Source organism: Desulfofundulus thermocisternus DSM 10259 (assembly GCF_000686645.1).
GTDB lineage: Bacteria > Bacillota > Desulfotomaculia > Desulfotomaculales > Desulfovirgulaceae > Desulfofundulus > Desulfofundulus australicus.
Genome location: NZ_JMLG01000002.1, coordinates 53,909 through 79,937 on the forward strand (window position 1 = coordinate 53,909; position 26,029 = coordinate 79,937).

Below are 26,029 nucleotides of genomic sequence, written 5' to 3' on the forward strand. Positions count from 1 at the left end.
TTTTCATACACAGGCAGGCATTATACCTATACGATAAAAAAGGCAAAAACCTTTCTGTTAATTCCCCATGCTGCAAATGATGCACCCGACCCTTACCTCTTGACCCAAAACTTCCTGGATGTTAAATTCATACCGTACCCATACCAAGAAAAGGAGAGTCCGGCATGGTGGAAGAACAGAGGGAATACCTGGAGCCAGTTTTTATCCGGGCCAGAAACTTACCCGAAGCCTGGTACCTGCTCTTAAAAAAATTGTTTGAAATTGATGCCTACACCTATTTCCCCGAATGGGGCGGTGGCGCCGATGAACATGGACGCTGCGACAACAGCCGGCGGGAATTTGATTTCATAACCTGCCAGATCACCCACCCCTGGGAGCGGCCCCTTTGCGATATCCTGCCACCCGGGCTGGGAATTCCGGCTCCGCCCACCACCATGGACAAGATTGAGGAATATTTTGCCACCTACATCCTCAATCCATACAGGTCGGAGGGCGAATCTTACACTTACGGGGAACGGATCTGCCAGCAGGTGGAAGATCTGATCCGTTTTTATCGTACTTATGGCTTTGATCATGTCAAGGGGTGTATTGAAGTCGCTTCCCCGTCCGATCTGGCCAGGGGGAAGTCCCTGCCCTGCCTCCGGTTAATCGATACCAAAATTCGCCTGGACAGGAAGGCCGGCGTCTACCGGATGCACTTTTATGTTTACTTCCGGGCCTGGGATCTCTGGGGCGGTTTCCCGGTTAACATGGGAGGACTGCAGTTGTTCAAGGAATGGCTGATAGAGCAGATAGGACCTCACCCCAGAACAGGCATACCCCTGGAAGATGGGGAAATGATCGTCATGTCCAAGAGCCTCAACGTGCGCGGCCACATGGAACCCTTCGCCCGCGCCAGGGTCGGCCTGTAAAACAAAAACTCAGCAGGTGGAGATGTCTTTGCCGGCTTCTTCGATGTATCCCTAGATTTCCTAGTAAGCCCACGATTACCCGCGAGGGAAATATAATTGAAAGGGGGGAACGATCCATGTCCGAGCAACTGCTGAAAGAGATCCTCGGTGAATTAAAGGCCTTGAATCAATGTGTCGGCAATATGGACCAACGCATCGGCAACGTGGAGCAGCGCATCGGCGGCCTCGAACAAGGCCAGGAGGAGCTCGCCGGGCGCATGGAACGAATGGAAGCCCTTATCGAAAACGAAATCATCGATAAGATCCGCGCCCTCTTCGATGCCCGCGCAGTTCACATGGATTATTTCGTCAGCATCAGGAACTCCGTGGCCAGAATCGAAGAGAGAGTCGAGCACCTTGCACGAAGACAAGTAGAAACTTTTATCAAGCTGGAAGAGCACGACCGGGAAATCAGGCTCCTGCGCCTGGAAATGTCCGGTCATTGATCCTTTGCTTATTGCGAGACTTAAATGACAGAAACTTAAATGACAAATAAAAGACCGCCGCAGGGTTTAACCTGAAGACGGTCTTTTTTCTGGCGTCCCAGGAGGGATTCGAACCCCCGACCTACGGATTAGAAGTCCGTTGCTCTATCCAGCTGAGCTACTGGGACATGAGCGGGAGCTGCTTACCTGCAGCTCCTTTTTGATTCCCGGTGCTTATATTATACAATACTAAGTTTTGGACAGCAACAACCTGTGCAAAGCATTTTACATCTCCTGTACCTGCGGCTGGATCAGGGGGTCGAGCCCGGCCTTCTGCATCAGGCGGCAGAAAAGGCAGGTGCCGGCCGTCGTCGGCTGGCCACAGAGGGAGCACTCTTTTAATTCCACGGGAGTATCGGTGAAATTCCTGCGCCCCCTATCCCAGAAACCAAAGAGGAATCTTTGCTTGGTACCGGGCATTTTTTCTTCCAGGGAGTTGATTAATTCTTTATAGGCCAGAGATGTTGCTCCCCTGGCCAGCGGACAGTCATCGGCGAGATAATCAATCCCCTTCAACCGGCAGTACGTTTCCGTTTCCAGCTCTCCCAGGCGAACCAGCGGCTTAACCCTTGCCGGGAGGCGGGCATGGGTTGAAGGCAGGTGAGGGTACTGGCGGGCCAGATATCCCTCCTGCCAGCCAAATAAATTGCCCAGCAGGGCCGCCGTTTCGTCATCCAGGTTATGCCCCGTAGCCACCACCCGGTAGCCCTTCTGCTGGACCACCAGGTTCATCAGGTACCTTTTTACCGTTCCGCATACGGAGCAGCTCACCCGGCGGGTACGCCGCACAATTTCCCTCATATTGGTGCCGTACATATCTTCCAGCGAAAGGATATACAGCCTGGCTCCCCGGCTGGCAGCAAAATTCTCGCAAATCCGCCGGGAACCCGTGGAATATTCTCCTATACCCAGGTCAACGTGCAACCCGTCGGCATTATATCCCAGGGATAACAGGGCATCCCACAGGGCCATGCTGTCCTTGCCACCGGAAACGGCAACCAGTATTCTCTCATCACTGGAAAACATATTGTATTTCTTAATGGCCCTGGCTACCTGTCTCAAAAAGTATTCTATAAAATGCTCTTTACAAAAGGCCGTATTATTCGATTTGAGATCAATTGCCGGCTCCCCTTTGCATTTTATACAACGTCGCATGGTCAACCACCCTCTTTCTTTCACTGATAATGAAAGGGGAGGGACGCGGAGTACCGGCCTGACCGCTTTTCTACATGTTTCCCCAACACCCTGAAAACCTCATCATATCAATAATTGGAGCGGGTGATGGGAATCGAACCCACGTACCCGGCTTGGAAGGCCGGTGCTCTACCATTGAGCTACACCCGCTCGCACGAGAAAATTATTTTTAGTTGCCGGCAGCAAGTATATTATAGCGAAAACACTCCGTGAAGTCAAAACAATTATCTGGGAAAGGATTAAAAACTTTTCGGTATTTGATAGGATTTTCCCCCTCCAAATTACTGCAGGACAGGCATATTACAAGACGGGCCTGCATAATTGACAGGTCTGCTAGACAGGAGCCTGCTTTTTGCGGCCCTTATTTAAATAAACATCTTCTTCTAGTTTAACTGTTTTTATGGCTTCGTATATTAAAACCGGCTGGCCATTTTCCACCCGCAACCTGACCTCCCCCCACCCAAGCTGCCGGATGAACTTTATCAACTGCACTTCCCGGTTGGTAAAACTTTGCATGGTACCGCCCTCTTTTACCATCTTTCTTACCCCCCCTGGAGGTTTTCTCCGGCACCCACCAAATTAAATCCCATTAACTGGACCCTGCAATAAAAATTGGGGTCTTGTACTATAATTCACAAAAACAATACCACAGCACCCCTGCACTGTCAACCAATTCAGCCTGTCTTACTATTTACACTTTTTCATAAAAGACGGCTATAAAAACAACAGGCCGGCCTCCCTTACCAAACCACGGGCAGACCAGCCTATCGTTGTTCGATTCAGCTGACCGTTAACATTTATTCAATTTATTACATTAAGCTTACTTTGCTTTTAAGTATATCAAATCAGCACCATAACGTCAACCATAAACGGAAAGAGCTTTATTAATTGTCTCTTTAAGATTATTTAACTGGAAGGGCTTGGTTACATAACCACTGGCGCCCCGTTGCAGGGCTTCCAGTGCGGTGGGCAAGCTGCTTAACGCGGTCATAATGATTACCGGCAGCTTTTCATCCTTCTTCCGGATGTGCTCCAGGACCTCCAGACCGCTCATCCCCGGCATCTTGATATCCAGAAGCACTAAATCTACTTCCTCTTTGGCCAGTAAATTCAACCCTTCCGAACCGCTATAAGCTGTGATCACCTCATGCCCTTCATCCTCCAAAGCCTTGCGTAACGCCCAGCACATTCCTTTCTCGTCGTCAATAACCAGAACCCGGGCCATGGATTAACCCTCCTTTTCTCCGTTACTTTTCACCGGCAGGCAAACGGTAAACGCCGTACCCTGGCCGGGACGGCTATCCACCCTGATCGTCCCCCCGTGGATGCGGACAATTTCCTGGCTGATGGCCAGGCCCAGACCGCTACCCTTTGCTTTACGGCTGAAAAAGGGCTGGAAAATATGATCCAGATCCTCGGGAGGAATACCCTCACCCGTATCTTTGAACACTGCGCAAACACCATCATAAGAAGTAAAGGTTTCTATATCCAGGCGGCCACCACCGGGCATGGCCTGCACGGCATTAACGATCAGGTTCAAAAACACCTGCTGCAGTTTATCACCGTTACCTTTAACCGGCGGCAATCCCTCAGCCAGGGATAAATTTAATTCCACGCCGTTCTGGAGGAAATACGTTTTGCTGCTGGCGGTAACTTCCGTTATTAAATCGTTGAGATTCAGCTCCCTCATACCGCTGCCCGGCCGGCCAAAGTTGAGCAATTCACCAACGAGCCCGTGCAACCGGGAAATTTGTTCTTCAATGATGGACAGTGGCTCTTTCATCTCCTCATTTTTTGCCAGGGATGGTTTTATCACCTCCACCGTGGACTGCATAATCCCGATGGGAGCGCGCAACTCGTGGGCAATATCGGCAACCAGGCGGCCCAGGGCTGCCAGGTGTTCGGAACGGCGCAGGTGTTCAACCAGCTGCTCCTTTTCCTCCAGGCTCGCCGCCATGTGATTGATGGTGCGGCCAATTTCACCCAGTTCCCCGGGCATTTCCGGGACCCTGGCCGCCAGGTTTTTCTCCAGTTCCCGAACCCCTTTTTTCAACCGGTCCACTCCCCGTATCAGGGACAAAAGGCTGGCCAGGGTAGCCACTACGGCAAAACTGAAAATCCCCAATGTGGCATAACGAAGCAACAAACGCGCCCGGGCACTCCGGGCAAAGAGGGGGTGCAGCCGCTCCTCAACCCAAACCACAGCCACCACTTTTCCCTGAACACGCACCGGCACCAGGTACTCAAGAAACTGGTCATCCCAGGTCTGGCCGATCCTGGTAATCGGCTGGCCCCCGGCCAGCACGGCCTTAATGCCTTCCTCAGCCTCCCTAAAAATGCGTTCTACCCGCTCTTCAGGCGTTTCCGGTTGGCGGGGCCGGTATTCGTGGAGAAACCCCTGCACCCAAATGCGTTCCTGGCCAGTGATATATAAACCGCAACGGATCCCCGGGTGGCTCCTGACAAGGGGAGCAGTCAGGCGGTTAAACTCATCCACCACACAACCGGTTAAATCTATCCGGGGATTGTCTCTACTTTTTTCCAGAACACAGGCCTCCAATTGTTCGCCCAGGTGATCACCAAGCGCACCCAGCCTGTGTTGCATGTCCTTGATCAACTGGTCATCCGTCCGGGAAGCAAAAAGAATGTCGTAGATCATCACCAGCACAGGAACAATCAACAATACGGCCACAATACTAATTACCTGCAGTCTGAAACTCCGGGGCCGGAAATTTACCATCCTGGCACCCCTCCCGACCTATTTATGGCTTGTGAAATAGTTCGCTATCTCCATACACATTCCTCCTCCCGTTCTGAAATATCGCCACTGAGGAGAGGGCTACATTCAAGGGGGAAGCAGGGGAGAGGGGTATCTCCAGGAAAACAAATGGCCGGTAACCCGGTAATATACCGGGTACCGGCCTATGGTTGTTCCATTCGGCCCAATTCCTTAAGACATCAATTGATTATGCGTAAAAGCAGACAAGAAAACTTTTATGCCCGTTAAGTTTCAGTACCAGCCCATAACAGGTCCCAGCAGACGGGATAGCCACACAACTATCAGCGCACCGCTGACGAAAGAACCCAGGACGTCAACCAGGTCACTGAGCAACCCTGGGTCGTCCGCCTCTTCAGGAAAATGACGATCAGGCGGATACCCCCATTCCCCCATCCACATGGAGCTCCCCCCCGTTACCCCTTTTTATTTTTCAAGGTACATTTTCTTCAATGATAATATACCACCGGCCGGAGGTCAATGGTAATCATAATATTTGAAAGATTAAAAATTTGGGTATCCGGCAAATTTTTGTGTCCGGCACATAGGGAAATGCGCTTTGTTAGCGAATTATTTCACAAATTAGTAAAAGGGGGAATCCACCGTGGTTTTACCCATTCCCAAAATTAAAACACCTCCCTGTCCCGCCTGTGGTTCAAAAAACACCACCCGCGGACGTATTATCAGGCTGGCGGCCGGGTTGGGCCTGGGATTTGGGGGAGCATTATTTTTTTTACTGCTGGGTTACTTTTACCCATGGATACGCAGCCTGCTTTTTATCGCCCTGCTTTGTGGCCTGTTTGTTTGCCTTATCCCGCCCTTGGGGAAATACTGCTGCCTGGACTGTGATGCCTACTGGAACCCGGAAGACCCCGATAAGTTTTGGCGCCCCAAGCCCCCGGGTCTATAAAAATAAGGAGCCCCGGCTACATACCGGGGCTCCTTCCCTGCGGGAGGTAAGCTTTATGCTTTTATCTTAGCTGCTTCCTGCTCGCGCAGGCGCTTTTCCTTTATTTCTCTGGCCACGCCCAGGTAGAGCTGGATGAGAATGTAGGCAGTAATACCCACAGCGGCGGTAAGTATCATAATACCCCCCGCCTGGTTCCAGAGGTAGTACTTTGTGTATGCGGCCCACCAATCGGGCTTGTTGGCTACCTCTACCATGTAATGATAAACGGCGCTCTTTTTCGCGTATATGGCGGAGATTTCAGCAGGTGTAAGCCCTTGTTCCGCGAGGAAAGCCTCAAAAGGCTTCTTGTAAACCGCCGCACAGCGGGAGGAAATTTGCTTGAGAATTACCGAGGCACAGGCAAAGAAGGTAGCAATTGAGAAGACCAAGCGGATGGTGATGCCGTACACATACTTGGTACAGATAGTACCGAACTGGGCACCCACGCTGGCTCCCATCAGCATGATCACTGCGGCAACCAGTTCCACACCGCCTTTTAGGCTGTACGTAAAGGCGCCATAAGCTCCCGAGAACATAACCTCAAACAGGTCGGTACCCACGGCAATCTTCGTCGGTACACCCATCAAATAAATCAGCGCAGGTACTCGCAGGATACCGCCGCCAACCCCGAGGATACCGGCTACAAAACCGGTCACTACGCCCACGAAGAGGATGGCCCAAAGGGAGACGCGCATCCTGGCTACAGGGCAGTAGAAGGTAGGCCAGATATTAAGGGTGTCCTGGATCCAGCGGGACCAGGCAGTGCCAACGATGTCTTTGACTTGCTTCCCAGCTTCCTTTTCCAGCTTTCTTACCCGCAGGTATTCCGAAAGCATGAAGATACCGATGGAGGCCAGCAACACCATGTAGATGTAACGTACCACACTTCCGGCAATTCCCTTTTTCGTGAGCCAGAGGAGAACTTGGGCGCCACTTTCAATGCCGGAGAAGGTGCCGATAAGCATCACTACCGCTATAATTACACTGACGTGGCCGAATTTCCAGTGTCTGAAGGTGGCTATAATGGATTTACCCACCAGGTGGGTCATGTCGGTACCCACCGCATAAATCATGGGGAAACCGAAGATGTTCAATGCCGGCGTGACCATCCAGGCGCCGCCGATGCCGAAGAAACCTCCCACCACCCCGACGGTAAAGCCAATCAGCAGTAGCGGCCACCAGGCCATCTCCACACCGCTAACAGGCATGTGCATCATAACCCAACACCCCTTTCTTCAAGCCAATTATTACAACCCATGAATGAACGGAATAATTGCTTGAGTTTTATTGCTTGATAACTGTACTTTCATCTTCGAATTCTTTCTTGTAGGAACCCAGATCCACGCGCAATAACCTGAAGATCCCGTCGGCGATCAGGCCGATGGCTACACCCGCTACCACCATGGTTCCCAAATTCACCACGGCATAAGTAAAGGGTGAATTTTTGGCCAGCCCGGCAGCCCATGTGAAGTACTCGCCAATCATTCATGATTCCCCCTTTCTTAATTTTTTACCTAGCATTTTAGCCAGCCCTGCCCCTACACCTGACCACTAAGCAACCAGAAAAGCCACAGGCCTACGGAAACGGTACAGAAGAGCACGATAAATATCCTGATTAGAAGCTTACCCATGGAATTCACCTCCTTTCTTTACCAGGTGGATATTTGTACAGCAATCTTTTCCAGTTTATTAAATGCCAGGAGCAGTTTATTGACCAGCAGAGTATACTTCTGGGGAGAGAATGCCTTGAGGTAAAGGATGATGGTTAGAACTGAAATGGTAGAAACACCTGTTATATCCACGGCCAGCAGGACCACATCCTCCACCTTTTCCCTTTCCACGGCCACGGGGGAATGCTTATCCGACATCGGCTTTCTCCCCTTTCGCAAAAATTTTGGGGGAAGTGAAAAAGGCCGGCTTCCCGGGTGTACCAGGAAAACCGGCCTATGGTTGTTCCATTCGGCCTGTTTTTTCTTTGACCCCATGTTACCAAATTCACAATCCCCTGTCAATAACTATTTCGTTATAAAATTGGTTGAAATAAATTTTTTTCCGGGCCATTCGACCAGATTATTATATTGACTACGGCTGCTTCTTTTGATACCATTTAATTGGGGTAATCCGGACGAAATCCCTTTTCAGCCGAATCGAACAACGATAGGCTGGCCACCTGGTTTTGAACCAGGGTAGCCAGCCTTTTTATATGCCCCTTTCCCAAACAACTCCGGGTATAACGTTTGGGAAAAGCCGGCCCGGCTTACGGCATCCGGTAACTCCGTTAAAACCGCCCTGCTCATATAAATTCCCGGGTCAACAGTGTACCCGCCAGCCCCTTTACGGGGCCTCTTTTTTTCTACGCCCGGCGGCTATTCCTCAGTCACAGAATTCTACGTACCCTTCCGTTCCAGCACGATTGCAGACAGGAATGTCCGGGGAGTAAGCGCAAAAAAATATACTGCCGGGGTATGAAGTACCTGTCTCCCAGGCAGCATGAGCATTGCGGCAACTTAAAATACTGATGCCAGCCGGGTAATCCCGGCGTACAGCCCGTAGGATATTCCCGCCAGGACTGCGGTTACCGGCAGCGTCACCACCCAGGCGGCGACTATTTTCTGGGCCGTCCCCCACTTGACCATGGAAAAACGCCTGGCTGCACCCACGCCTATGATTGAGGAAGAGATGACGTGGGTGGTGCTCACCGGCAGTTTCAGCAATGTGGCCCCCAGGATTACCAGGGCCGAGCTCAAGTCGGCAGAAAACCCGCTGCCGGGCTCCAGCTTGATGATGCGCGTCCCCACGGTCCTGATGATCCTCCACCCGCCTACGGATGTTCCCAGGGCCATGGCCAGGGCGGCAGAAAACTTGACCCAGAAAGGTATGCTTAAATCATTTTGAAAACCGCCGGCAACCAGGGCAAAGGTAATGATCCCCATGGTTTTCTGGGCATCGTTGGTCCCGTGGGAGAAAGCCTGAAAGGCGGCAGTAAAGACCTGGAGCATCCGGAAACGCCGGTTAATCCGGTGAGGTATGGCTTTACGGAAAATCAGTTTTATCAATGTCATAACGGTAAAACCAGTAGCCGCAGCAAGGAGGGGAGAGAAAACCAGGGCTTCCAGGATGTTGATGAAACCCTGGAAATTAACTGCCGAAAAGCCGGCAGCGGTAATCACCGCCCCGGTCAGGGAACCAATCAGGGCGTGGGAGGAACTGCTGGGAAGGCCGTAATACCAGGTGATCAGGTTCCAGGCACTGGCTGCTACAAGGGCGGCCAGCACAATAACCAGACCGTTGCTGAGGGAAAAGGGGTCGGCAATTTTACCGCCGATGGTCTTGGCCACGCCGGTAAAGGTCATGGCCCCCACAAAATTCATTACAGAAGCCAGGATGATGGCCGTGCGGGGTCTCAGAGCCTTGGTGGAAATGGAAGTGGCTATGGCGTTGGCCGTATCGTGAAAGCCGTTGATGAAGTCAAAGGTCAGCGCCAGGACGATGATCACGAAAATCAACAGAAGTTCAGGGCTGAACAACCGTTATTTCCCCTTTCTCGCACAGACTGTGGGACAGGTTCCCTCTGTATATTAACACCGAATTTGCAGATTGTTAATAAGCAGGAACAAAATTTTGTCCCTACATGCCGATCCCTCTGGACTTTTTATTGGCTTAAAGTTTAAAATGATCCAGGAAGATATTCAAATACTGATAGCGGAGGCAATTTACCGATGTTTTTAAAACGCAGGCACGATTTCTTTTTTGAAAACTTCCTCCATATTGTTAAAAATATCAAGGAAGCAGCCAGGCTTTTCCGGGAAAATGTAGAGCTTTTGAAGGATACGGAAGCCTACGCGGAAAATATCAAGTTGCTGGAAGACCGGGGTGATGAGTACACCCATGCCATATTCAAGGCCCTGAACCAGACCTTCATTACCCCGCTGGAGCGGGAAGACATCATGCTGCTGACGGTAAAGCTGGATGATGTGCTGGACGGCATGGAAGCCTGTGCCGATCTGCTGGATATATACCGCATCAAAGAACCGGACCCCTATATGTGCCTTTTTGCCCGGATAGTGGAAAACTGCACGGAGGAGATTTATACAGCCGTGCAACTGCTGGTCGACAAAAAGCTCGATGATATACGCCGGCACACCTATAGAATAAACGACCTGGAAAAAGAAGCCGACCAGCTTTACCGGGAAAGCCTGCAGGTCCTTTTCGCGGAAAACGATGACCTGAAAAAAATCATCCAGTTCAAGGAAATTTATGCGACCATGGAATCGATCCTGGACTGCTGTGAAGATGTAGCCAATACCCTGGAAGGCATCATCATGCGCAGCTGAAATCCAGTTGGGAAAAGCCCCCGGCTGTTTAAATGCCGGGGGCAAGCAACTTACAGGAAAGACGAACTGACTTCCCCTCCTTCAATGATCAGCAGGCCGCCTCCCGGGCCGTGTTTTCCCCGGGGGGCATACACGCTGCCCGGATTGAAAAACAAAATGCCCTCGTGTACCTGGCAGTAACGGTCGTGGGTATGCCCAAAAACCACCACGTCCACCTGCAGTTCCAGGGCCCGGTATAAAAGTTTCTGCAGGGAAAAATGCACCTGGTAAAGATGCCCGTGGGTGAGGAACACCTTTTTCCCCTCCAGGACCAGCACCTCTTCTTCCGGGCCGTTCCTTTCCCAATCGCAATTACCGGCCACAGCATGAACGGGCACGTTCAATATCTCCGCCAGCAGCCGGCCATCGCGGTAAAAATCCCCGGCGTGAAGCACTAAATCCAGCGATTTTATTTTATTCAAAATTTTGACGGCCGTTTCCAGCCTGCCGTGAGTATCACTGATTACACCAGCGCGCATGGATAACCCCCGCTTTCCGACTCAACCCTCCAGCTCATACCGCAGGCCTGCCAGGATTTCCCTCATCAGGGCCAGGGCGCGCCCCCGGTGACTGATCCTGTTCTTTACCTCCGGGTCCAGCTCGGCAAATGTCTTCCCACAGGAGGGTACGTAAAAAAGGGGATCGTAACCGAAACCCCCTTCACCCCGGGGCTCCTCCGCGATTACTCCCTCACATGTTCCTTCCGTGGTAAAAACCTTCCCTTCCGGCGTGGCCACGGCCACCACACAGCGAAAGCGTGCGGTACGTTTTTCGGGTGGGACACCGGCTAAAAGCCTCAAGAGCTTTTCATTGTTGGCCCGGTCGTCGTGTCCTTCACCGGCAAAGCGAGCCGAGTGCACCCCCGGCGCCCCCCCCAGGTAATCCACCTCCAGCCCGGAATCGTCGGCCAGGGCCAGCTGACCGGTATGGCGGGCCACCGCCGTGGCCTTTTTCACCGCATTATCTCTAAATGTAGCCCCGTCCTCCACCACTTCCGGCACACCGGGGAAGTGCTCCAGGGACAGAACTTCATAACCCAGCGGCGAGAGGAGCTGACTTAACTCCCTCACCTTACCTGGATTGCGGGTAGCCAGTACCAGTTTCATCGCTCAGATCTCCTTTGGGACCAATCTGGGCCACCAGGGCGGGGCCCAGGACTTCTTTTTGATATTCCACCAGCAGCCGGATGCCTTCTGCTGCCAGGTCCAGCATCCGGTCCAGTTCCTCCCGGGTAAAGGAAGCTTCCTCCCCGGTACCCTGAACTTCCACCAGGCGACCATCACCGGTCATTACCACATTCATATCCACTTCCGCAGCCGAGTCTTCGGCAAAACACAGGTCCAGAACCAGCTCCCCGTTTACCCGGCCCACACTGGTAGCGGCTACAAAGTCCTTCACCGGTAAGCAAGGGAGCAGCCCCTCCCCCACCAGGTGGGCCAGGGCATCCACCAGGGCCACAAAGGATCCGGTAATGGATGCGGTACGGGTACCGCCGTCAGCCTGGATAACATCGCAGTCCAGGATCACGGTTCGCTCCCCGAGAACGGATAAATCCACCACCGAGCGCAGGGAGCGGCCAATGAGCCGCTGGATTTCCTGGGCACGCCCCTTGTTCCGGTTCAGGTCGCGGGGAGTACGTACACCCGTGGCCCGGGGCAGCATGCCGTACTCGGCGGTTACCCAGCCCGTACCCGTGCCCTGCCGGAATGGGGGCACCCTCTCTTCTACCGTGGCCGTACAGATAACCCGGGTATCGCCCACCTCCACCAGGACCGAACCCTCGGCATATTTATTGTAGTTCCGGGTAATTTTCACCGGCCTCATTTGACCGGGCTTTCTTCCGTCCACCCTTTCCATAAATTCACGCTCCCGTTCTATTATTTTTGCCGCGCCGTTGCACAGCCCGCATGCCATAGTATGCCCTGACCGTCATCAATACAGAAAATATGTATCCCCCTCAACAGCCAGCTCGACCTTTCCGCCAAAACCGGCTTCAGCTTCGGCCCTTATCCGGGCGAGATCGTATTCGGGATAAAAATGGGTGAGGATCAGCTCCTTAACCCTGGCCTGCCGGGCCAGGGTTCCCGCCTGGCGGGCGGTCATATGCCGGTCGTGCAGGAATTCGGCGTCCTTGTCCAGGCCCGAAGCTTCACACAGGAAAATGCCCGCCTCCTCGGCCAGGGCCGCCAGTTCCCCGGTGGGGGCGCTGTCCCCGGAATAGACAAAATAGCCCGATCCCTCCACCCCCACCGAGTAGGCGGGCAGGTTGTGACGGGCCGGCAGGAAGAAAAGCCTTACCGGTCCCACCGACCCGCAGCGCACCTTTATTCCCGGCGGCACCTCTTCTTCCGGCAGGGACTCGATGGGGACCACATCGAAGGCGTCGGTACAGGCAGAAAGTTCCTCGAAAATATGTACCGGTTCCGGGGGCAGGAAAAGCTGCACTTTACGCCAGCGGAGCTTTTCCCGCAGGCCGGCAGCGGTGGCATGGCGCAGGCAGTGCAGGTCTACATAGTGATCGGGATGCAGGTGGGTAATCACCGCCGCCCGCAGGTCACAGTGATGTATGAACTGCACCAGCCGGCTGAACGTGCCGTGGCCGGCATCCAGCAGGATATTACCTCCACCGTCCTGCAGGAGGTAACCGGAACAGGCCCCCCCTGCGGCCGGGTAGGGAGCCCAGCACCCCAGTACGGTAATCCGCATGACAATACCTCCCCCTCTCTCCTGTAAGGTCACGGCAATCAATCCGGACTCCTCAACCGTGCTTCCACGCAGCAGCCCACGGCCCCGGTATACTGGGGATGTTCGGGAACCACCACCTGCACCCCCAGCTCCCGGGCCAGGATCTTTCGCAAGGCGGTGTTCCGGGCTACGCCACCGGTAAACACCAGGATCTCGCTAAAAAGCCGCTGCAGCATGGGGCGGATGCGCTTGAAAATAGTGTAATTCACCCCGGCAGCCAGGGAGGAAATGGGGTGTCCTTCCACCACCTTGCCAATCAGCTCTGTCTCCCCAAAAATGGCGCAGGTAGAACTGAGATCCACGGGGTTTTCGTAATAACGGCTGAGCTCATCCAGGGTGATGTTGAGCACGGCCGCCATATTTTCCAGGTAACGCCCGGTACTGGCGGCGCACTTATCGTTGGTCTGAAAGTCCACCAGCCGCCCGCCCCGCACCAGGGCCACCTTGCTGTCCTGCCCCCCCAGGTCCAGCAGGGTGAAGTCGGACAGCCCGGTAAAATGAACCGCCCCCAGAACGTGGGCCTTAATTTCGGGAATCGTCCTGGCACCTTTGAGGGCCACGGTCTGGCGGCCATAACCGGTGCTGACCACCACCCGGGGCCGGGTTGAAGGGGGTAGCAGGGCGGACAGATCCACCGCCAGCTGGCCGTCTTCCAGCCGGCCGTGTTCCCGGTAAAAAGTGATGGTATCAAATTTAAAAAATTTCAGCTCCCCCCGGGAATCCATAAGGGCAATTTTCACATTGCGGCTACCCAGGTCAACACCACAGTACAAGAAACACACCTCTTTATCGCAGCATCTCAATAAAGGAATCCAGGCGCATGCGGGTGCGGGCGTCCAGGCGGTTGGGCTTGTCCCCTTCCAGGGTAAGGATGGGCAGGTTGAGCTTTTGCCTGACAATGAGGTCCTCAATCTGGCGGAAGCAGAAACTCTGGGCGTAATGAATGACACCATGCACGTTGCGTTTTTTTACTTCCCGGGTGATATCTTCCAGGCGGTAAAAAATGCCGTAGGGGTAACTGTACAGGCGGTAGCGCTCCACCAGGTCTTCCGTGGCAAAGGGCAGGGTGAACTGGCGCTGGGTTTCATTATAAACCACCCGGGCACCCCGTTCTTCCAGGTAGTCGTAAAGATCATCCATAATCGGCGGCACACCAATGTAGGCCAGGCGGATTTCTTCCCGCCGGGGCCCGGCCTCCTTCAGCCGGTACAGGAACTCATCTACTTCCCGCTCAAAAGCATCGGGATCCCCTTTAAAGTCGCTGCAGTTTACCTGATAAAGATGATTATCCCACCCGCCAACCAGGTTCTCCTGCCAGGTCAGGCGGTCAATCTCCCAAACTTTACGCCGGATACGATCCAGCCGCTCCCGGGCCCGGTTAACCGCGGCCCAGTCCACCCCGAAGCGGTCCATAAGCTTTTCAATCTGGAGGGTTAAAAGATCCCGGTCCCGGTCAAAGGGGTAGGCAAAGGGAATCACCTCCACCCCGGCCAGCTCCAGGGTCTCCATAAGGGCGTGGGTATTGCTGCAGTCCCCCTGGGTCACTGCCACCAGGGTACGGATATCCCCCTGGCGCAGGACCGTGCTGTAAATTCCTTTTATCCAGGCGCAGACATTGCGGGGATAACCGGCCAGCTCCGCCTCCTCCACCAGCTCCCCGGGATTGGGGCCGGTAATGAATATGTTGTTCAAATCCACCGGTATGCAGCCTGCCGCGTATATAACTTCCACGGGTACGGTGGTGGTAATACCCACCCGGCGGGATTTCAATCCAGCTCCCCTCCCCTCCGACCTGCTGCCAGGGCAGGTCATCAGATGACTAAATTTAAATGTTTTACCCTCAATCAAGTATTACCTGCTCCACCGGGGGAATTTCAACCCCCAGAAAACAGCAGGCTGTTTCTTTAAAGGAAACGGGGTCACCGCTGACAAAGTAGCGGTGCCGCACCCGGAGGCCTCCGGGATTATTTAACAAACCAAGGCGGGACATTTCTTCCCGTGCAGCCAGGGTGGTTGCTTCCGCGGGGTCAACCAGCATAACCCCGGGGCCGAGCGCCTCCCGGAACTCGGCTTCCAGAAACGGGTAGTGGGTACAACCCAGAATAAGGGTGTCAATGCCGGCTTTTTTTAAGGGCTGTACATATTCGGATACCACTTCGAAGGCCTCCCTGGTACCGGCCCGGCCCGCCTCCACCAGGGGTACCAGGCGAGGGGCAGCCTGGCTGAACACCGCCAGGCCGGGATTTATGGCTCTCAATGCCCGCTGGTAAGCGCCGCTTTTGATGGTGGCTTCCGTGGCAATGATCCCGATGCGCCCCCCGGTACTTACCCGCACTGCTTCCCTTGCTCCCGGCTCGATCAACCCTATCATGGGCAAGGCAAAGCGCTCCCTGACCACGGGCAGGGATACGGAAGAGTTGGTATTGCAGGCGAAAATGACATATTTTACCTCGCAGGAAATTAAAAAGTTGAGAATGCGCTCCGCAAAACCGATCAGCTCTTCCGGCTTACGGGGACCATAGGGTACATGGGCGCTATCCCCAAAATAAACGGTGGATTCGGCGGGCATGTGGCGAAAAACCTGCTGCAAGACGGTTAGCCCTCCCACCCCCGAATCAAATAGACCGATGGGCCTGGTATTGCTCAATTTCTAATTCTCTCCTTTAAAAATTATGTTCAGGATAGGATCATCTTAATATTTATTCAGCAACTTATGCTTTTTAACCGGTATTTGTCGGCGTTCGTCCACTTCACTTCGTGCAGCGGTTTTAACCCTTTTCTCTGCTAAAAAAGACAGGCCCGCGAAGGACCTGTATCATCATAACACAGATTTTTTCTTCTGGAAAGTAACTTATTACCGCATCCTACCCCCAGCGCTGGTGAAGATAATCGGCAATACCCTGAACTATACCCTGAGCTGCCTCTTCTATGAACCAGTCCTGGGTTAGTAAAGCAGCTTCACCGGGGTTGCTTATGTAAGCCACTTCTACCAGCACTGCGGGCATGGTTGAAGTACGCAGGATGGCAAAATTGGCCTCCAGAACACCATCATTTTCCAGCCCGAGCCTCTTAACCAGCTGGGCCTGGATATACCCGGCCAGCTTGCGGCTTTCCTCCCGGCGGCCGGGATCCCCTCCCCCGGCCGGGCTGAGAATGTAGGTAGCCGTACCCTGGACAGAAGGATTGACGTTGGCATTGATGTGGATGCTGACAAATATTTCAGCCCCTGCCCGGTTGGCCATGTCCGCGCGCTCATACAGGCCCACTTCATAATCGGCATCGCGGGTCAGCAGGGGGCGGGCTCCCTGCTCCGAGAGCAAGCTGGCCACCCTCCGGGCTATGCGCAGGGTTATATCCTTTTCCCGCAGGCCGTTACCCAGAGCACCGGGGTCCGGCCCACCGTGGCCGGGGTCAATGGCGATGACCACATCCTGCAGAATATCTTCTGGAGAGGGGATGTAAATTTCCATGACCAGCGTTTTCCCATCTGCCGACAGGCTGGCCCGGTAGCGCACGGGCCCGTTCAGGTCAAAGACCAGCCGGGTGACATCGGGAGACTTGCTGAACCAGCCCACGCGCAATTTATTTACCGCTTCTGTGCCCACTGCGGTCTCCAGCGGTATATTACCCGGCCGCACACCTGTTAGATCCACCACCAGGCGTTCCGGGGCGGACAACCTGAAAATATTGCAGGTCATCGCCCCTTCAGCTGTAATTTTAACCCTGGTGACATCGCCGGCCGGATCAACATCAATGCTGCTCACAGCAGGACCCTGTTCCTGTTCCTGCTCCTGCGGCTGCTGGCTGCCATCTTCCTGGCCTGCACCGCCGTCATCATCCGGCTGGGGCCTCCCTTCCGGCATGCCCCGGGAAGTGTCATCTCCAGGCGCACCGGGAACAGGGCTATCCCCCGAACCGGCAGGGGGGCCTTCCTCCCGCACATACCAGGCCACAATCCAGCCTGTCACACCTCCGGGCAATTGTACCTTGTACCAGTCGGAGACTTTCCCCAGCACCGTCAGGCGGTCCCCGCTGTTAACCTGGGCCAGCACTTCATACTGCAATCCGGGACCGCTGCGGACGTTAACCAGGTTGCCCTGGACAACCACCTGGCCCAGGGCACCGGTGTCACCGGAACCGCTTTCAGCAGGTACAGCGGGCTGGACCAGCACGGTGCGCGCAGGCGCATTCCATTCCACCCTGTAGCCCAGGGCCTCGGCAACATGGCGGGCGGGCAGATAACTGCGCCCATCCTCAATCACCGGCGGCACGTCCATATCCCTTGCCTGGCCGTTCACCAGCATGATCCTGCTGCCCACCGTAAGGCCCAACTGTACACCTTTTCTGGTCAGCAGAACGCTCTTTGTGCCGTTGTTCCACTGGATATCCTTATTATCCACGCCCAGAGCCAGGGCCAGGTAACGCAGGGGTACATAAGTACGCCCCTGGCTGATAAAAGGCGAAGCATCCATGCTAAAAGCGTTTTCATCTACGAAATAGCTTTTTTCTCCCACTTTAAAAACTATTTTCTGCACCCCGGCGGCCTGGGAGCTACCCGGCCCGGAAAAGAATAATAACCCCGCCGCCAGGCAGGCAGCCGCACCGGTGGTTAACAAGCGACAGAATTTCCCCTTCTTCATCCTCCCAGCTCCAGCAATTATTCAACATGATTAGACATACCGGTTAGAAGGATTCTACATTAAAGCTGGAAATCCTGCCAGAGAAAAATCAAAAAAAGAACCAGCTTCCTGCACTGGTTCTTTTTTGTTATTAGTTCGTTTCATTGTGAGCCCGTATCAGGCTGGCATCCCTTTTCAGGGGCCCGCTAATATCCAGGTGCCCGGCCAGTGTCTCCAGGGGCCTTCCCTCCACCAGGATCTGCACCTGCTGGACGCTGGGAAACTGGGTCAGGGTATTGACAATGGAGTAAACGGTAAGCAATTCCGCCGAAGAACCGCCCCGGTGCTTCTCTTTTAACTCCCGGCTGAAGTCCACAATAGCCAGGCCGTCCCTGATATTAATATCCTTTACCCTTGTTCCCGGGGGAATGGTGGGATTGAGTCCGCTACCGGAAGCAGGACCCCGGCAGAGTTCCTGCAATGTTGCCCGGGCAATAGCCTTCGTTACGGGGATTTCCCTCCTCTCGGCCACCAGGTAACCCTGGTTATCGCCAAAATAAAGGACCACCGGAACCGTCCTCACCGCTTCCTCCGTTCCGGCCCCGTTACCGGCTTCTGAAACCTGCCCGGCATCCTGCTCCCGGGAACTTTCCTGCCGGCCGGAACCCTGCCCATCCCCCTGCACCGCAAAGCCCAGTAAAATCAATCCCGCGATCACAATTATCAGATAACGAAACCGCCAGACCGGCTTTCCTTTCATAAACCCTGTTCACCCCCGTCTTATATACCATTATACACCATATTTACCATTATATGATATATGGTGCGCATAAAAAAAATACGGGGGTAAATAATTAAGGTTAAGCCTTTTGCACAGGAGTGAACAGAGCATGGGGAAAAAAATATATTTCCTCCTGACCTTACTGGTCTTATTCTTCTGTGGGACAACACCTGCCAGCGGCTACACCGGAAGTTCCGGGCAGTGCTGCCAGGATACGGAACAGGTTCTCAGGATAGGAGCTCCCTCAAGGGCATCGGAAGATGTATATCACCTGCAACAATTGTTGAACCGGCTGGGATACTATCACGGGCCGGTCGACGGCATCTACGGTCCGGCCACGGCCGGGGCTGTTAAACTATTCCAGATAGACCGCCACCTGCTCCCCGACGGGGTGGTGGGACCGGCTACCTGGAACGCCATCGGTCAAACCGCCACCAGGCCGGCCGCCAGCCAGCAGGCCCCACCCCCGGCAAAAGACGTCCGCATTCTCATCGATACCACCCGGCGCACCCTGACGGTATTCTTTGACGGCCAGCCCTACCGCCAGTATCCCGTAGCTGTGGGCAAATTCGAAACTCCCACCCCCCTGGGCAATTTCCGGGTTGTACGTAAAGCTATGCACTGGGGGACCGGCTTTGGCTCCCGCTGGCTGGGCTTGAACGTTCCCTGGGGGCTGTACGGGATCCACGGGACCAACAAGCCGTGGTCCATCGGCAGTTACGCCAGCCACGGGTGCATCCGCATGCACAACCGGGACGTGGAGGAAATATACCCCTGGATTCCCGTGGGGGCACAGGTAACCATCACCGGCAACCCTTTTACTTACCGGGAACCGCCCTTCCGGGATCTGCGCCGTGATTTTTGCGGCTCGGATGTGATGGAGGTCCAGCGAACGCTGGCCCGGCTGGGGCTGTTTAAAGGCAAAATCGACGGTACCTGGCGCTGGGACATGGAAGAAAGCGTTTACCGCTTCCGGGCTCTGCATAATCTTTCCCGGGATAACGTGATCGATAAACCGGCTTACCGGGCGCTGGGATTTTAACTATCTTTACATAAAGCTATGATTTCTCGCACCCGGCCTCAGCGGTCCCCGCTACCGGCCGGCGGCGGCGGGATGGCCGGCGGGGCTGATACTTGCTTTTTAAAACCGGTACCACCCGGTAAACATACCACCACATGATGGCAAAGCCAGCCACCAGGCACGGGAGCACATAAAGGTCCGTGAGCATCACCGCTACGGCCAGTCCGGCAAACACCAGAGTGGTAATTACGGGGACAAACATTCCCCCGGCCCGGCAGGAACCACCAGCTTCCAGGTCCTTCTGCCTTAACCGGATCACCGCCAGGCCTGCCAGGGCGTATACTATTGATTCTATGGCTGCCGCCAGATTTACCAGCACCAGATAGCGGTGGGTAACCAGAACCACCAGGGAAATGATCACCCCGGTGGCAAAAACAGTGAGGATGGCCACCCAGGGAGTGAAAAAGCGCATGCTCAGGCGGGAAAAAACGGGCGGCAGCACATACTCCCGGGCAGAAGCGTATACAAAGCGGGAAACGCTGATCAGACCGGCGTTGAAAGTGGTAATAGAGGCGGCAAGGCTCAAGATCACCATCCAGATCACTCCCGCAGGGCCCAGAACGTTACGGGCAAAAACCACCTGCGGGGCGGGTGAAGCAACCAGCGCTTGCCTGGGGGTGGTGGCGGTCATGGCCACGGTAAAGAGGGCATAGACCACGCTCAACAGCCCTACGGCCAGCAGCATACCCCGGGAAACCTGGCGGCTGTGGGTAACCTCTTCGGCCAGCGGCGTTACCCACTCAAAACCCGCAAAGAGAAAAACCCCCACCGCTACGGCACTGATGAAGGCCGGAAGGCCGCCCGTAGCAAAAGGTCCGGTGAGGTGGAAGTCGACTTTGGACAGGGCTATAAAACCCAGCACCAGCAGGGAACCCATAAGCCCGCAGGTAATCAGTTCCTGAAACGTGCCCGCAATCTTAACCCCCCGGATATTCATGGCCGTGACCACCATAAACATGACCAGGATCCAGGCCAGCGGGGGCACGGCAGGGAAGGCCGCGTTAAGGACAAACGCCAGCACATAACTCTCGGCCCCCACCACGCCCATTACCACGGTCATGTAGAGCAGGGAAATGGTCAGGGCCAGGCGGTCGTTAAATGCCCGGGAGAAGTACAGGCGGATACCGGCGGCGGAGGGAAGGCGTGCGTTCAGCTCCGAAAAGCAGCAGGCAGCCCCCAGGCATAAAAAACCGGCCGTAAGGATGGCCAGCCAGGCGGCATCGCCGGCCAGGAAACTGGCCACCTGTACGGCAGCAACAAAAGAGGAACTGGCCAGGGTGAGGCCAGCGCTGGTCGCAATCACGGTACGCAGGGTGAGCACCCGTTTTAAAGCCATTTTACTCACCCCAGATCATCAGGGAGATGAAATCAAGGCGCACAATATCATCTTCCGATCCGATAATTTTCAGCGTACCGTTCATATAAGGTTCGGTGGGGGTAATATCACCGTAAAAAAGATCCGCCAGGGTTTCGCTGTCAGAAATTACCGTAAGATCGGCCCGGGGGGGCGCCCCTTCCCGCACCGACAGCTCTCCGTTGCGCAGTTCCAGGGTATGCTGGGAGGGAATGTCGCTGGCCTGCACCAGGACCACCCGATCCCAATCCCGGTTCATAATTTTTAAACGCTCGTTCTTGTTGTACCCCTCCTGAAAAGCCAGGAGGCTGGCAGTGATTTCCTCGTGAGTGGCCAAAGATGCTTACCTCCAGAAATCAACGTAATGGCAGCACCCGGGGCTTGAAATCCAGGCGCCGCAGGAGATCCAGGTAATCCCGGGGGGTGATTTCTTCCACGGGCTTTTGCAACAGGGCCACCAGCACCGCCTCCATGACATTGGTACCAAAGGAGCGCCCCTCAAATTCAGGGGTGGTGGTCACCAGGCACCCCGCTCCCTTTTCCCTTAAGAAGGTCACATCATCAGCAGTGGTGGTATTGGTAATAATAGTCTGCCCGTTAAGCCGGGGCATATATCGGCGGACAAGGTGATAATCCCCCGCGATGACCTGAGCTTCCTGGTAATAATGACCAAATTTTTTGATCTTCTCTTCGTCCTGGGTTTCCTGCTTCTTCCCGGTGGGGTAAAGCATGTGGAAGGGCAACCTGGTCATTTCCGGCAACAGTTTGGCTGCCAGCTCTTCCAGCTCGCTGACCGTATGGATAGGGTAGGGGATGCCCGCGGCAAAAATAAGATCTCCAAAGGTTACCTCACAACCCACCTCGGCAAAGGCCTCGGCCATCCCGAAACGATCCACCGCACTGACCATCAAAACCCTGGTGCCGGGTGAAAGCAGGTCGGTATGCTCCCGCAGGTAATAAACCGTCTCCCTTTCCAGGGTATTTTTCAAACCGCTGCCGTCCACCACCGGGGTTTTCCGGACGGCATCCATAAGTTTTTTCCCATCCTGAATAACATAGCGCGTCTTACCGGCATATAAATAGACGTCAATCCCGCCCAGCCCGATGGCATCCACCTTTCCATCCAGTTCCTTTAACAGCTGGACGGCCCGCTCGAAATCACCGTCGGTACCCCGGCGGCTGATTTCAAAGCGCTCCCCCATTAGCTCCACTTCCACCCGGTGATCCCGCCGCGATGAACCCAGGCTGACGCTGACTACCCGTTTCAAAAAAAGACCTCCATTTCCAGATAACAAATACCTGACCCTTATCCATTGTAACCAAATAAAGCTAAAAATACAAGCGGCGGCTTTTCATCTCCTGCTCCAAATATCGACGAACCTCTTCCGGTCCGGATAACTGCAGGGTCCGCAGGGCCACTTCCCGGGCTTCCTTTAAGGTAACTGCTCGGATAACCTTTTTAATTTCCGGCAGAGCCCCTGCGGCAGCGCTGAACTGGTTCAGCCCCAGGCCCAAAAGGAGCAGGGTAGCCAGCGGTTCTCCGGCCATTTCGCCGCACATGGCCACTTTCTTACGGGCATTGCGGGCTACGTCAATAACATTTTTCACCAGCCGGAGGATGGCGGGGTGCAGGACCTGGTTTAAGGGATTAATGCCGGCGCTGGCCCGGTCCACCGCCAGGGTGTATTGAACCAGATCATTGGTGCCTATGCTGTAAAAGTCAACTTCGGGAGCAAACAGCTCGGCCGTCAGGGCTGCCGAGGGCACTTCCACCAGCAGGCCCACTTCAATATCGGGGTCGAATTTTTTCCCGGCCCTCTGCAGTTCTTCCTGGGCCTGGCGCATCATGGACTTGACCCGGCGCAGATCCTCAACCCGGGAAATCAGGGGAAACATCACTTTTACCCGGCCGAAGGCGCTGGCCCGCAGGATTGCCTTGATCTGGGTATTGAAAATTTCCTCGAAGTTTAAATTCAACCGGATACCCCGGCAGCCCAAAAAGGGATTGGGTTCATAGTGCATGGGCTGGAAAAAGGGACTGGAAGGGCCGGCATAATCGAGGGTGCGGATGACCACCGGCCTGCCCCGCATTCTCTGTACCACCTGGACGTAGAATTCAAACTGCTCATCCTCCCCGGGCATGGTATCCCGCCCCAGGAAAAGATGTTCGGTACGAAACAACCCGATTCCTTCCGCCCCCTGGGCCAGGGCGCTGGCCACCTCCCCGGGATGATCGATATTGGCCAGGAGTTGAACCCGGTAACCATCCCTGGTTTCTGCCGGCAGATCGGAAAGCATCTGCATTTCCTTTTTGCAGGCCAGGTAAGTCTCCCGCCGGTGCTGGTACTCGGCCAGCGTGGCCGGGTCCGGGTTGAGAATGACCGTACCTTTGCTGCCGTCAACTATGAGCAGATCACCATTCTGGACCCGGTGCACAAAACGCCCCAGGCCCACCACCGCAGGTATTTCCAGGGACCGGGCCAGAATGCAGGCCGTACAGGTTCGCCCGCCCCTTTCAATGGCCAGGCCCAGGATGCGGGAACGGTCAAGCTGCATACTGTCCGGAGCGCTCAAGTCCCGGGCCACTACTATGGATTCCTCTTTCAGGCGCGGCACCGGTGTCCAGGACTGTCCGAGCAAAATACGCAGCAGGCGGCACCCTACATCCCTGTAGTCGGCCGCCCGCTCACGCAGGTATTCGTCTCCTGAATCCTCAAACATCCGGACATAGTTGGTCACCACTTCGCCCACGGCACCTTCCACGTTGACACCCGAACGAACGATGCTGATCAGTTCCGATTCAAAGGTGGCGTCTTCCAGAATCATCAGCTGGGCGTGAAAGGTACCCGCCCGGTCCCGGCCCAGGTCCGACATGGCCCGGGCATATATCCCGGCCAGCTCCTGGTGGGCCTGCTGGAGGGCGTGCTGCAGCCGCACCAGTTCCCGGCTGACCTCTTCCGGTGAAATGGTTTTTCGCTCAAATTCCAGCTGCTCCGGGCGAAAGATGAAGGCCCTGCCAATAGCAATCCCCGGCGCCCCGGCAATTCCTTTTAACATGCGCATTACCCCCCCTGAAAAATTTCCTGAGAACAAAAATGACCAGCTCTTGCTGGTACCTTAATATGACGACAGCTGCTACTTCTAGTATATTTATTTTTAACTTCGACGTGACTCATTTCTTTCCTGCTTTTTGAACAGCCGGAAAACAATAAAATGGCGGGAGGCCTGTTCCTCCCGCCACAGGTTTTACCCGTCGCTCAAACCCGGGCTCCGTGTTTTTTAAGTATTTCCACGGCCTCCTGCACCCTGTCCTCCCCGGTAACAACCGTCAGCAGAAAAGCGCTCCCCCCGGCCAGTCCGTAATCGTAGGCAGCCATACCGCTTACCGAGGGGTCGGCCGCCCTGAGGACCCGGGAATCACTTTCAGTTAACCCGGTGCCGGTGGAAAAAAGGGTCAGCCCGGTAATGGAATCCGCCCGGCCGGCCAGGGGATAATTAATTTCGGCATTATCCTCCACCCCGAAACGGGATACGCGGTCCAGGGTGAGGGTATCATAACCGGCGGACTTTAACTCCTCCATAGCCCGCCGTGCGCTGGTGCTGGAGGGAAAGTAGGCCAGGATGGAACGTTCCCCGGGGGAAAGCTGCATTACCATCATCACCCCTGCCTTCTTTCCCCTTATTATAACCTTCCGGGCAGGGGAAAATGCGGTCCCGGCAGTTAGCCCTTCTGGATATGCCGGTAAAAAAATAGCAAAAACCCGGCTGTGGAACGCTGGGCCCGGGGAAGCAGGACACCTGTAGCCTGGTGGTAACTTTCTTCACCGGAGCTGGCCCTGACCAGGGGGTAGTATTCCCTGGCCACCCAGGCATTGGCAGCCACCCATTCCTCGGGTGTATGGCCCAGGTGATAAAGACCCCCGGAGTTAACCCGGTAATAGTGTTTTCGCCCCTTGACCCACTTCTCATAGTCCAGGTGGCCGTCAAAGAGCTGACAGCAAGCGTGATGGGGTACACAGGCATCCTGCACCAGGTGCACGGCCGCACCAAGCATGAACAACGCCTTGCGGTATTTACCCCTGTGCCAGAAAAATAAGGCCCGGTCAAAATACTGCCTGCATTTCTGGGCGGCATTTCCCCACGCCCATACCCCAACCCCCCGTCGGGGATCAAAATGGTGGGTGGTGCTGCGCAGCCCCCGGTCAGCCCAGGTAACTCCCGCATCCAGCTGGGTAGCAAACCGGCCAATCAACCGGGCACAATCCCGGTATCCGTCATGGTAGAGGATAATCCGCCCCTGCTCATTACAAAAAACATGGGTATCGCTGGCCCCCAGCACCTGCAGCGGAAGGTGCAGGGAAGACAGGTAACGGGAGGCAGCAGCCACCGGATGGGCCCACCTGGCAACATGAACTTTCATTTCCACACCCCGTTTAATTTCTTGAAGGAAATAACCGGATAACCCTGTTGATATTCTCCATAAACAGGTAAAACACCTTTTAACTTTATAATTAGGTATTATGGTCAATTACAATTTTTATGTCAATACCGTAAACTTTGAGATATTTTTCACAAATAAGCTTGCCTTTTCACACTTATATGTTAAAATTATATTAAGATAATTCCCCCGCCCAGTATGTTCCCGTTCACGGAACAGGGAAAGTTAACACGGGGAACACCGCCGGATGCATTGTAATAAGGCCAACATTTCACAATTACCGC

Annotated in this window: 28 protein-coding genes and 2 tRNA genes; 4 read left to right on the forward strand and 26 right to left on the reverse strand. The window is 54.7% G+C overall.

Features of this window, described 5'->3' with window-relative positions:
• Nucleotides 1-164: 164 nt before the first annotated feature.
• Both BR83_RS0102270 and BR83_RS0102275 read left to right on the forward strand, forming a co-directional pair.
• Nucleotides 165-911 carry a thymidylate synthase family protein gene (locus tag BR83_RS0102270; RefSeq protein WP_027355717.1) on the forward strand — a complete coding sequence of 249 codons (747 nt, stop codon included), beginning with the start codon at nt 165-167 and terminating at the stop codon, nt 909-911.
• Between the two features lie 116 nt (nt 912-1,027).
• A complete protein-coding gene (locus tag BR83_RS0102275; protein ID WP_027355718.1) occupies nt 1,028-1,396 on the forward strand; it encodes a hypothetical protein in 369 nt (122 codons plus the stop codon).
• A 90-nt stretch (nt 1,397-1,486) separates the two neighbouring features.
• Here the strand turns inward: BR83_RS0102275 and BR83_RS0102280 are convergent.
• From BR83_RS0102280 to BR83_RS0102355, 11 genes are all read right to left on the reverse strand, one after another.
• Nucleotides 1,487-1,563: transfer RNA gene (locus BR83_RS0102280), tRNA-Arg, on the reverse strand.
• A 97-nt stretch (nt 1,564-1,660) separates the two neighbouring features.
• Entirely contained in the window at nt 1,661-2,590 is a 930-nt protein-coding gene (locus BR83_RS0102290) for a PP-loop family protein (RefSeq protein WP_027355719.1), read from the reverse strand.
• A gap of 115 nt (nt 2,591-2,705) precedes the next feature.
• A tRNA-Gly gene (locus tag BR83_RS0102295) sits at nt 2,706-2,779 on the reverse strand.
• A 183-nt stretch (nt 2,780-2,962) separates the two neighbouring features.
• Entirely contained in the window at nt 2,963-3,166 is a 204-nt protein-coding gene (locus BR83_RS0102305) for a hypothetical protein (protein ID WP_027355720.1), read from the reverse strand.
• Nucleotides 3,167-3,488: 322 nt separating this feature from the next.
• Nucleotides 3,489-3,854 carry a sigma-54-dependent transcriptional regulator gene (locus BR83_RS0102310; protein ID WP_027355721.1) on the reverse strand — a complete coding sequence of 122 codons (366 nt, stop codon included), beginning with the start codon at nt 3,852-3,854 and terminating at the stop codon, nt 3,489-3,491.
• A gap of 3 nt (nt 3,855-3,857) precedes the next feature.
• Nucleotides 3,858-5,369: an ATP-binding protein gene (locus BR83_RS0102315; RefSeq protein ID WP_027355722.1), complete on the reverse strand. Its 1,512-nt coding sequence runs from the start codon at nt 5,367-5,369 to the stop codon at nt 3,858-3,860.
• A 270-nt stretch (nt 5,370-5,639) separates the two neighbouring features.
• Nucleotides 5,640-5,807, reverse strand: coding sequence for a hypothetical protein (locus BR83_RS17085; protein ID WP_157832949.1), 168 nt, complete (start codon nt 5,805-5,807; stop codon nt 5,640-5,642).
• Between the two features lie 561 nt (nt 5,808-6,368).
• A complete protein-coding gene (locus tag BR83_RS0102335; protein ID WP_027355724.1) occupies nt 6,369-7,571 on the reverse strand; it encodes a sulfite exporter TauE/SafE family protein in 1,203 nt (400 codons plus the stop codon).
• Nucleotides 7,572-7,638: 67 nt separating this feature from the next.
• The gene (locus BR83_RS0102340) at nt 7,639-7,839 is read right to left on the reverse strand and encodes a hypothetical protein (protein ID WP_027355725.1); all 201 of its coding nucleotides are present in this window, start codon (nt 7,837-7,839) and stop codon (nt 7,639-7,641) included.
• Between the two features lie 164 nt (nt 7,840-8,003).
• Nucleotides 8,004-8,222 carry a hypothetical protein gene (locus BR83_RS0102350; protein ID WP_027355726.1) on the reverse strand — a complete coding sequence of 73 codons (219 nt, stop codon included), beginning with the start codon at nt 8,220-8,222 and terminating at the stop codon, nt 8,004-8,006.
• A gap of 639 nt (nt 8,223-8,861) precedes the next feature.
• Nucleotides 8,862-9,881 (reverse strand): inorganic phosphate transporter, encoded by a 1,020-nt coding sequence (locus BR83_RS0102355; RefSeq protein WP_027355727.1) that lies wholly within the window; start codon nt 9,879-9,881, stop codon nt 8,862-8,864.
• 192 nt (nt 9,882-10,073) lie between these two features.
• On the opposite strand from BR83_RS0102355, the gene BR83_RS0102360 reads away from it, so the two are divergent.
• Nucleotides 10,074-10,688 (forward strand): DUF47 domain-containing protein, encoded by a 615-nt coding sequence (locus tag BR83_RS0102360; protein ID WP_027355728.1) that lies wholly within the window; start codon nt 10,074-10,076, stop codon nt 10,686-10,688.
• Nucleotides 10,689-10,738: 50 nt separating this feature from the next.
• On the opposite strand, the gene BR83_RS0102365 is transcribed toward BR83_RS0102360, so the two are convergent.
• From BR83_RS0102365 to BR83_RS14830, 9 genes are all read right to left on the reverse strand, one after another.
• Nucleotides 10,739-11,206: a metallophosphoesterase gene (locus BR83_RS0102365; RefSeq protein WP_027355729.1), complete on the reverse strand. Its 468-nt coding sequence runs from the start codon at nt 11,204-11,206 to the stop codon at nt 10,739-10,741.
• A 21-nt stretch (nt 11,207-11,227) separates the two neighbouring features.
• Nucleotides 11,228-11,833, reverse strand: a complete 606-nt coding sequence (locus tag BR83_RS0102370; RefSeq protein WP_027355730.1) for an XTP/dITP diphosphatase — start codon at nt 11,831-11,833, stop codon at nt 11,228-11,230.
• Nucleotides 11,799-12,584 (reverse strand): ribonuclease PH, encoded by a 786-nt coding sequence (gene rph, locus BR83_RS0102375; protein ID WP_027355731.1) that lies wholly within the window; start codon nt 12,582-12,584, stop codon nt 11,799-11,801. Before rph ends, BR83_RS0102370 begins: the two co-directional genes overlap by 35 nt.
• Nucleotides 12,585-12,659: 75 nt before the next feature.
• Nucleotides 12,660-13,433, reverse strand: coding sequence for an MBL fold metallo-hydrolase (locus BR83_RS0102380; RefSeq protein WP_027355732.1), 774 nt, complete (start codon nt 13,431-13,433; stop codon nt 12,660-12,662).
• Nucleotides 13,434-13,471: 38 nt separating this feature from the next.
• Nucleotides 13,472-14,245: an acyl-CoA dehydratase activase gene (locus BR83_RS0102385; RefSeq protein ID WP_027355733.1), complete on the reverse strand. Its 774-nt coding sequence runs from the start codon at nt 14,243-14,245 to the stop codon at nt 13,472-13,474.
• A 13-nt stretch (nt 14,246-14,258) separates the two neighbouring features.
• Nucleotides 14,259-15,242 carry a 2-hydroxyacyl-CoA dehydratase family protein gene (locus BR83_RS0102390; protein ID WP_027355734.1) on the reverse strand — a complete coding sequence of 328 codons (984 nt, stop codon included), beginning with the start codon at nt 15,240-15,242 and terminating at the stop codon, nt 14,259-14,261.
• Nucleotides 15,243-15,312: 70 nt separating this feature from the next.
• Complete coding sequence (gene murI / locus BR83_RS0102395) at nt 15,313-16,119, reverse strand: glutamate racemase (protein ID WP_027355735.1); 807 nt, start codon at nt 16,117-16,119, stop codon at nt 15,313-15,315.
• Between the two features lie 217 nt (nt 16,120-16,336).
• Nucleotides 16,337-18,112, reverse strand: coding sequence for an N-acetylmuramoyl-L-alanine amidase (locus tag BR83_RS16315; protein WP_084327040.1), 1,776 nt, complete (start codon nt 18,110-18,112; stop codon nt 16,337-16,339).
• A gap of 130 nt (nt 18,113-18,242) precedes the next feature.
• On the reverse strand, nt 18,243-18,851 hold the full coding sequence (locus BR83_RS14830) for a GerMN domain-containing protein (RefSeq protein ID WP_051617758.1): 609 nt from the start codon (nt 18,849-18,851) through the stop codon (nt 18,243-18,245).
• 130 nt (nt 18,852-18,981) lie between these two features.
• Here BR83_RS14830 and BR83_RS0102410 point away from each other — a divergent pair, with 130 nt between their 5' ends.
• The gene (locus tag BR83_RS0102410; RefSeq protein WP_027355736.1) at nt 18,982-19,914 is read left to right on the forward strand and encodes a L,D-transpeptidase family protein; all 933 of its coding nucleotides are present in this window, start codon (nt 18,982-18,984) and stop codon (nt 19,912-19,914) included.
• Nucleotides 19,915-19,930: 16 nt separating this feature from the next.
• On the opposite strand, the gene BR83_RS0102415 is transcribed toward BR83_RS0102410, so the two are convergent.
• The 6 genes from BR83_RS0102415 to BR83_RS0102440 form a co-directional block, all read right to left on the reverse strand.
• Entirely contained in the window at nt 19,931-21,289 is a 1,359-nt protein-coding gene (locus BR83_RS0102415; RefSeq protein ID WP_027355737.1) for an APC family permease, read from the reverse strand.
• A gap of 1 nt (nt 21,290) precedes the next feature.
• Nucleotides 21,291-21,644: an SCP2 sterol-binding domain-containing protein gene (locus BR83_RS0102420; protein WP_027355738.1), complete on the reverse strand. Its 354-nt coding sequence runs from the start codon at nt 21,642-21,644 to the stop codon at nt 21,291-21,293.
• Nucleotides 21,645-21,663: 19 nt separating this feature from the next.
• Nucleotides 21,664-22,575: a hypothetical protein gene (locus BR83_RS0102425; protein WP_027355739.1), complete on the reverse strand. Its 912-nt coding sequence runs from the start codon at nt 22,573-22,575 to the stop codon at nt 21,664-21,666.
• A gap of 61 nt (nt 22,576-22,636) precedes the next feature.
• A complete protein-coding gene (ptsP, locus tag BR83_RS0102430) occupies nt 22,637-24,364 on the reverse strand; it encodes a phosphoenolpyruvate--protein phosphotransferase (RefSeq protein ID WP_027355740.1) in 1,728 nt (575 codons plus the stop codon).
• Nucleotides 24,365-24,564: 200 nt separating this feature from the next.
• Complete coding sequence (locus BR83_RS0102435) at nt 24,565-24,966, reverse strand: hypothetical protein (protein WP_322786300.1); 402 nt, start codon at nt 24,964-24,966, stop codon at nt 24,565-24,567.
• Nucleotides 24,967-25,028: 62 nt separating this feature from the next.
• Nucleotides 25,029-25,727, reverse strand: a complete 699-nt coding sequence (locus BR83_RS0102440; RefSeq protein ID WP_034634327.1) for a zinc dependent phospholipase C family protein — start codon at nt 25,725-25,727, stop codon at nt 25,029-25,031.
• Nucleotides 25,728-26,029 lie beyond the last annotated feature (302 nt).

Bases quoted from the DNA above. Each gene is read 5' to 3' on its own strand.
- BR83_RS0102305 (WP_027355720.1), bottom strand. From the start codon at position 3,166: ATGGTAAAAGAGGGCGGTACCATGCAAAGTTTTACCAACCGGGAAGTG.
- BR83_RS0102315 (WP_027355722.1), bottom strand. From the start codon at position 5,369: ATGGTAAATTTCCGGCCCCGGAGTTTCAGACTGCAGGTAATTAGTATT.
- BR83_RS0102440 (WP_034634327.1), bottom strand. From the start codon at position 25,727: ATGAAAGTTCATGTTGCCAGGTGGGCCCATCCGGTGGCTGCTGCCTCC.
- BR83_RS0102310 (WP_027355721.1), bottom strand. From the start codon at position 3,854: ATGGCCCGGGTTCTGGTTATTGACGACGAGAAAGGAATGTGCTGGGCG.
- BR83_RS0102410 (WP_027355736.1), top strand. From the start codon at position 18,982: ATGGGGAAAAAAATATATTTCCTCCTGACCTTACTGGTCTTATTCTTC.
- BR83_RS0102270 (WP_027355717.1), top strand. From the start codon at position 165: ATGGTGGAAGAACAGAGGGAATACCTGGAGCCAGTTTTTATCCGGGCC.
- BR83_RS0102335 (WP_027355724.1), bottom strand. From the start codon at position 7,571: ATGATGCACATGCCTGTTAGCGGTGTGGAGATGGCCTGGTGGCCGCTA.
- BR83_RS14830 (WP_051617758.1), bottom strand. From the start codon at position 18,851: ATGAAAGGAAAGCCGGTCTGGCGGTTTCGTTATCTGATAATTGTGATC.
- BR83_RS16315 (WP_084327040.1), bottom strand. From the start codon at position 18,112: ATGAAGAAGGGGAAATTCTGTCGCTTGTTAACCACCGGTGCGGCTGCC.
- BR83_RS0102275 (WP_027355718.1), top strand. From the start codon at position 1,028: ATGTCCGAGCAACTGCTGAAAGAGATCCTCGGTGAATTAAAGGCCTTG.
- ptsP (WP_027355740.1), bottom strand. From the start codon at position 24,364: ATGTTAAAAGGAATTGCCGGGGCGCCGGGGATTGCTATTGGCAGGGCC.
- BR83_RS0102360 (WP_027355728.1), top strand. From the start codon at position 10,074: ATGTTTTTAAAACGCAGGCACGATTTCTTTTTTGAAAACTTCCTCCAT.
- BR83_RS0102435 (WP_322786300.1), bottom strand. From the start codon at position 24,966: ATGATGGTAATGCAGCTTTCCCCCGGGGAACGTTCCATCCTGGCCTAC.
- BR83_RS0102415 (WP_027355737.1), bottom strand. From the start codon at position 21,289: ATGGCTTTAAAACGGGTGCTCACCCTGCGTACCGTGATTGCGACCAGC.
- BR83_RS0102350 (WP_027355726.1), bottom strand. From the start codon at position 8,222: ATGTCGGATAAGCATTCCCCCGTGGCCGTGGAAAGGGAAAAGGTGGAG.
- BR83_RS0102290 (WP_027355719.1), bottom strand. From the start codon at position 2,590: ATGCGACGTTGTATAAAATGCAAAGGGGAGCCGGCAATTGATCTCAAA.
- BR83_RS0102365 (WP_027355729.1), bottom strand. From the start codon at position 11,206: ATGCGCGCTGGTGTAATCAGTGATACTCACGGCAGGCTGGAAACGGCC.
- BR83_RS0102380 (WP_027355732.1), bottom strand. From the start codon at position 13,433: ATGCGGATTACCGTACTGGGGTGCTGGGCTCCCTACCCGGCCGCAGGG.
- rph (WP_027355731.1), bottom strand. From the start codon at position 12,584: ATGGAAAGGGTGGACGGAAGAAAGCCCGGTCAAATGAGGCCGGTGAAA.
- BR83_RS0102340 (WP_027355725.1), bottom strand. From the start codon at position 7,839: ATGATTGGCGAGTACTTCACATGGGCTGCCGGGCTGGCCAAAAATTCA.
- BR83_RS0102370 (WP_027355730.1), bottom strand. From the start codon at position 11,833: ATGAAACTGGTACTGGCTACCCGCAATCCAGGTAAGGTGAGGGAGTTA.
- BR83_RS17085 (WP_157832949.1), bottom strand. From the start codon at position 5,807: ATGTGGATGGGGGAATGGGGGTATCCGCCTGATCGTCATTTTCCTGAA.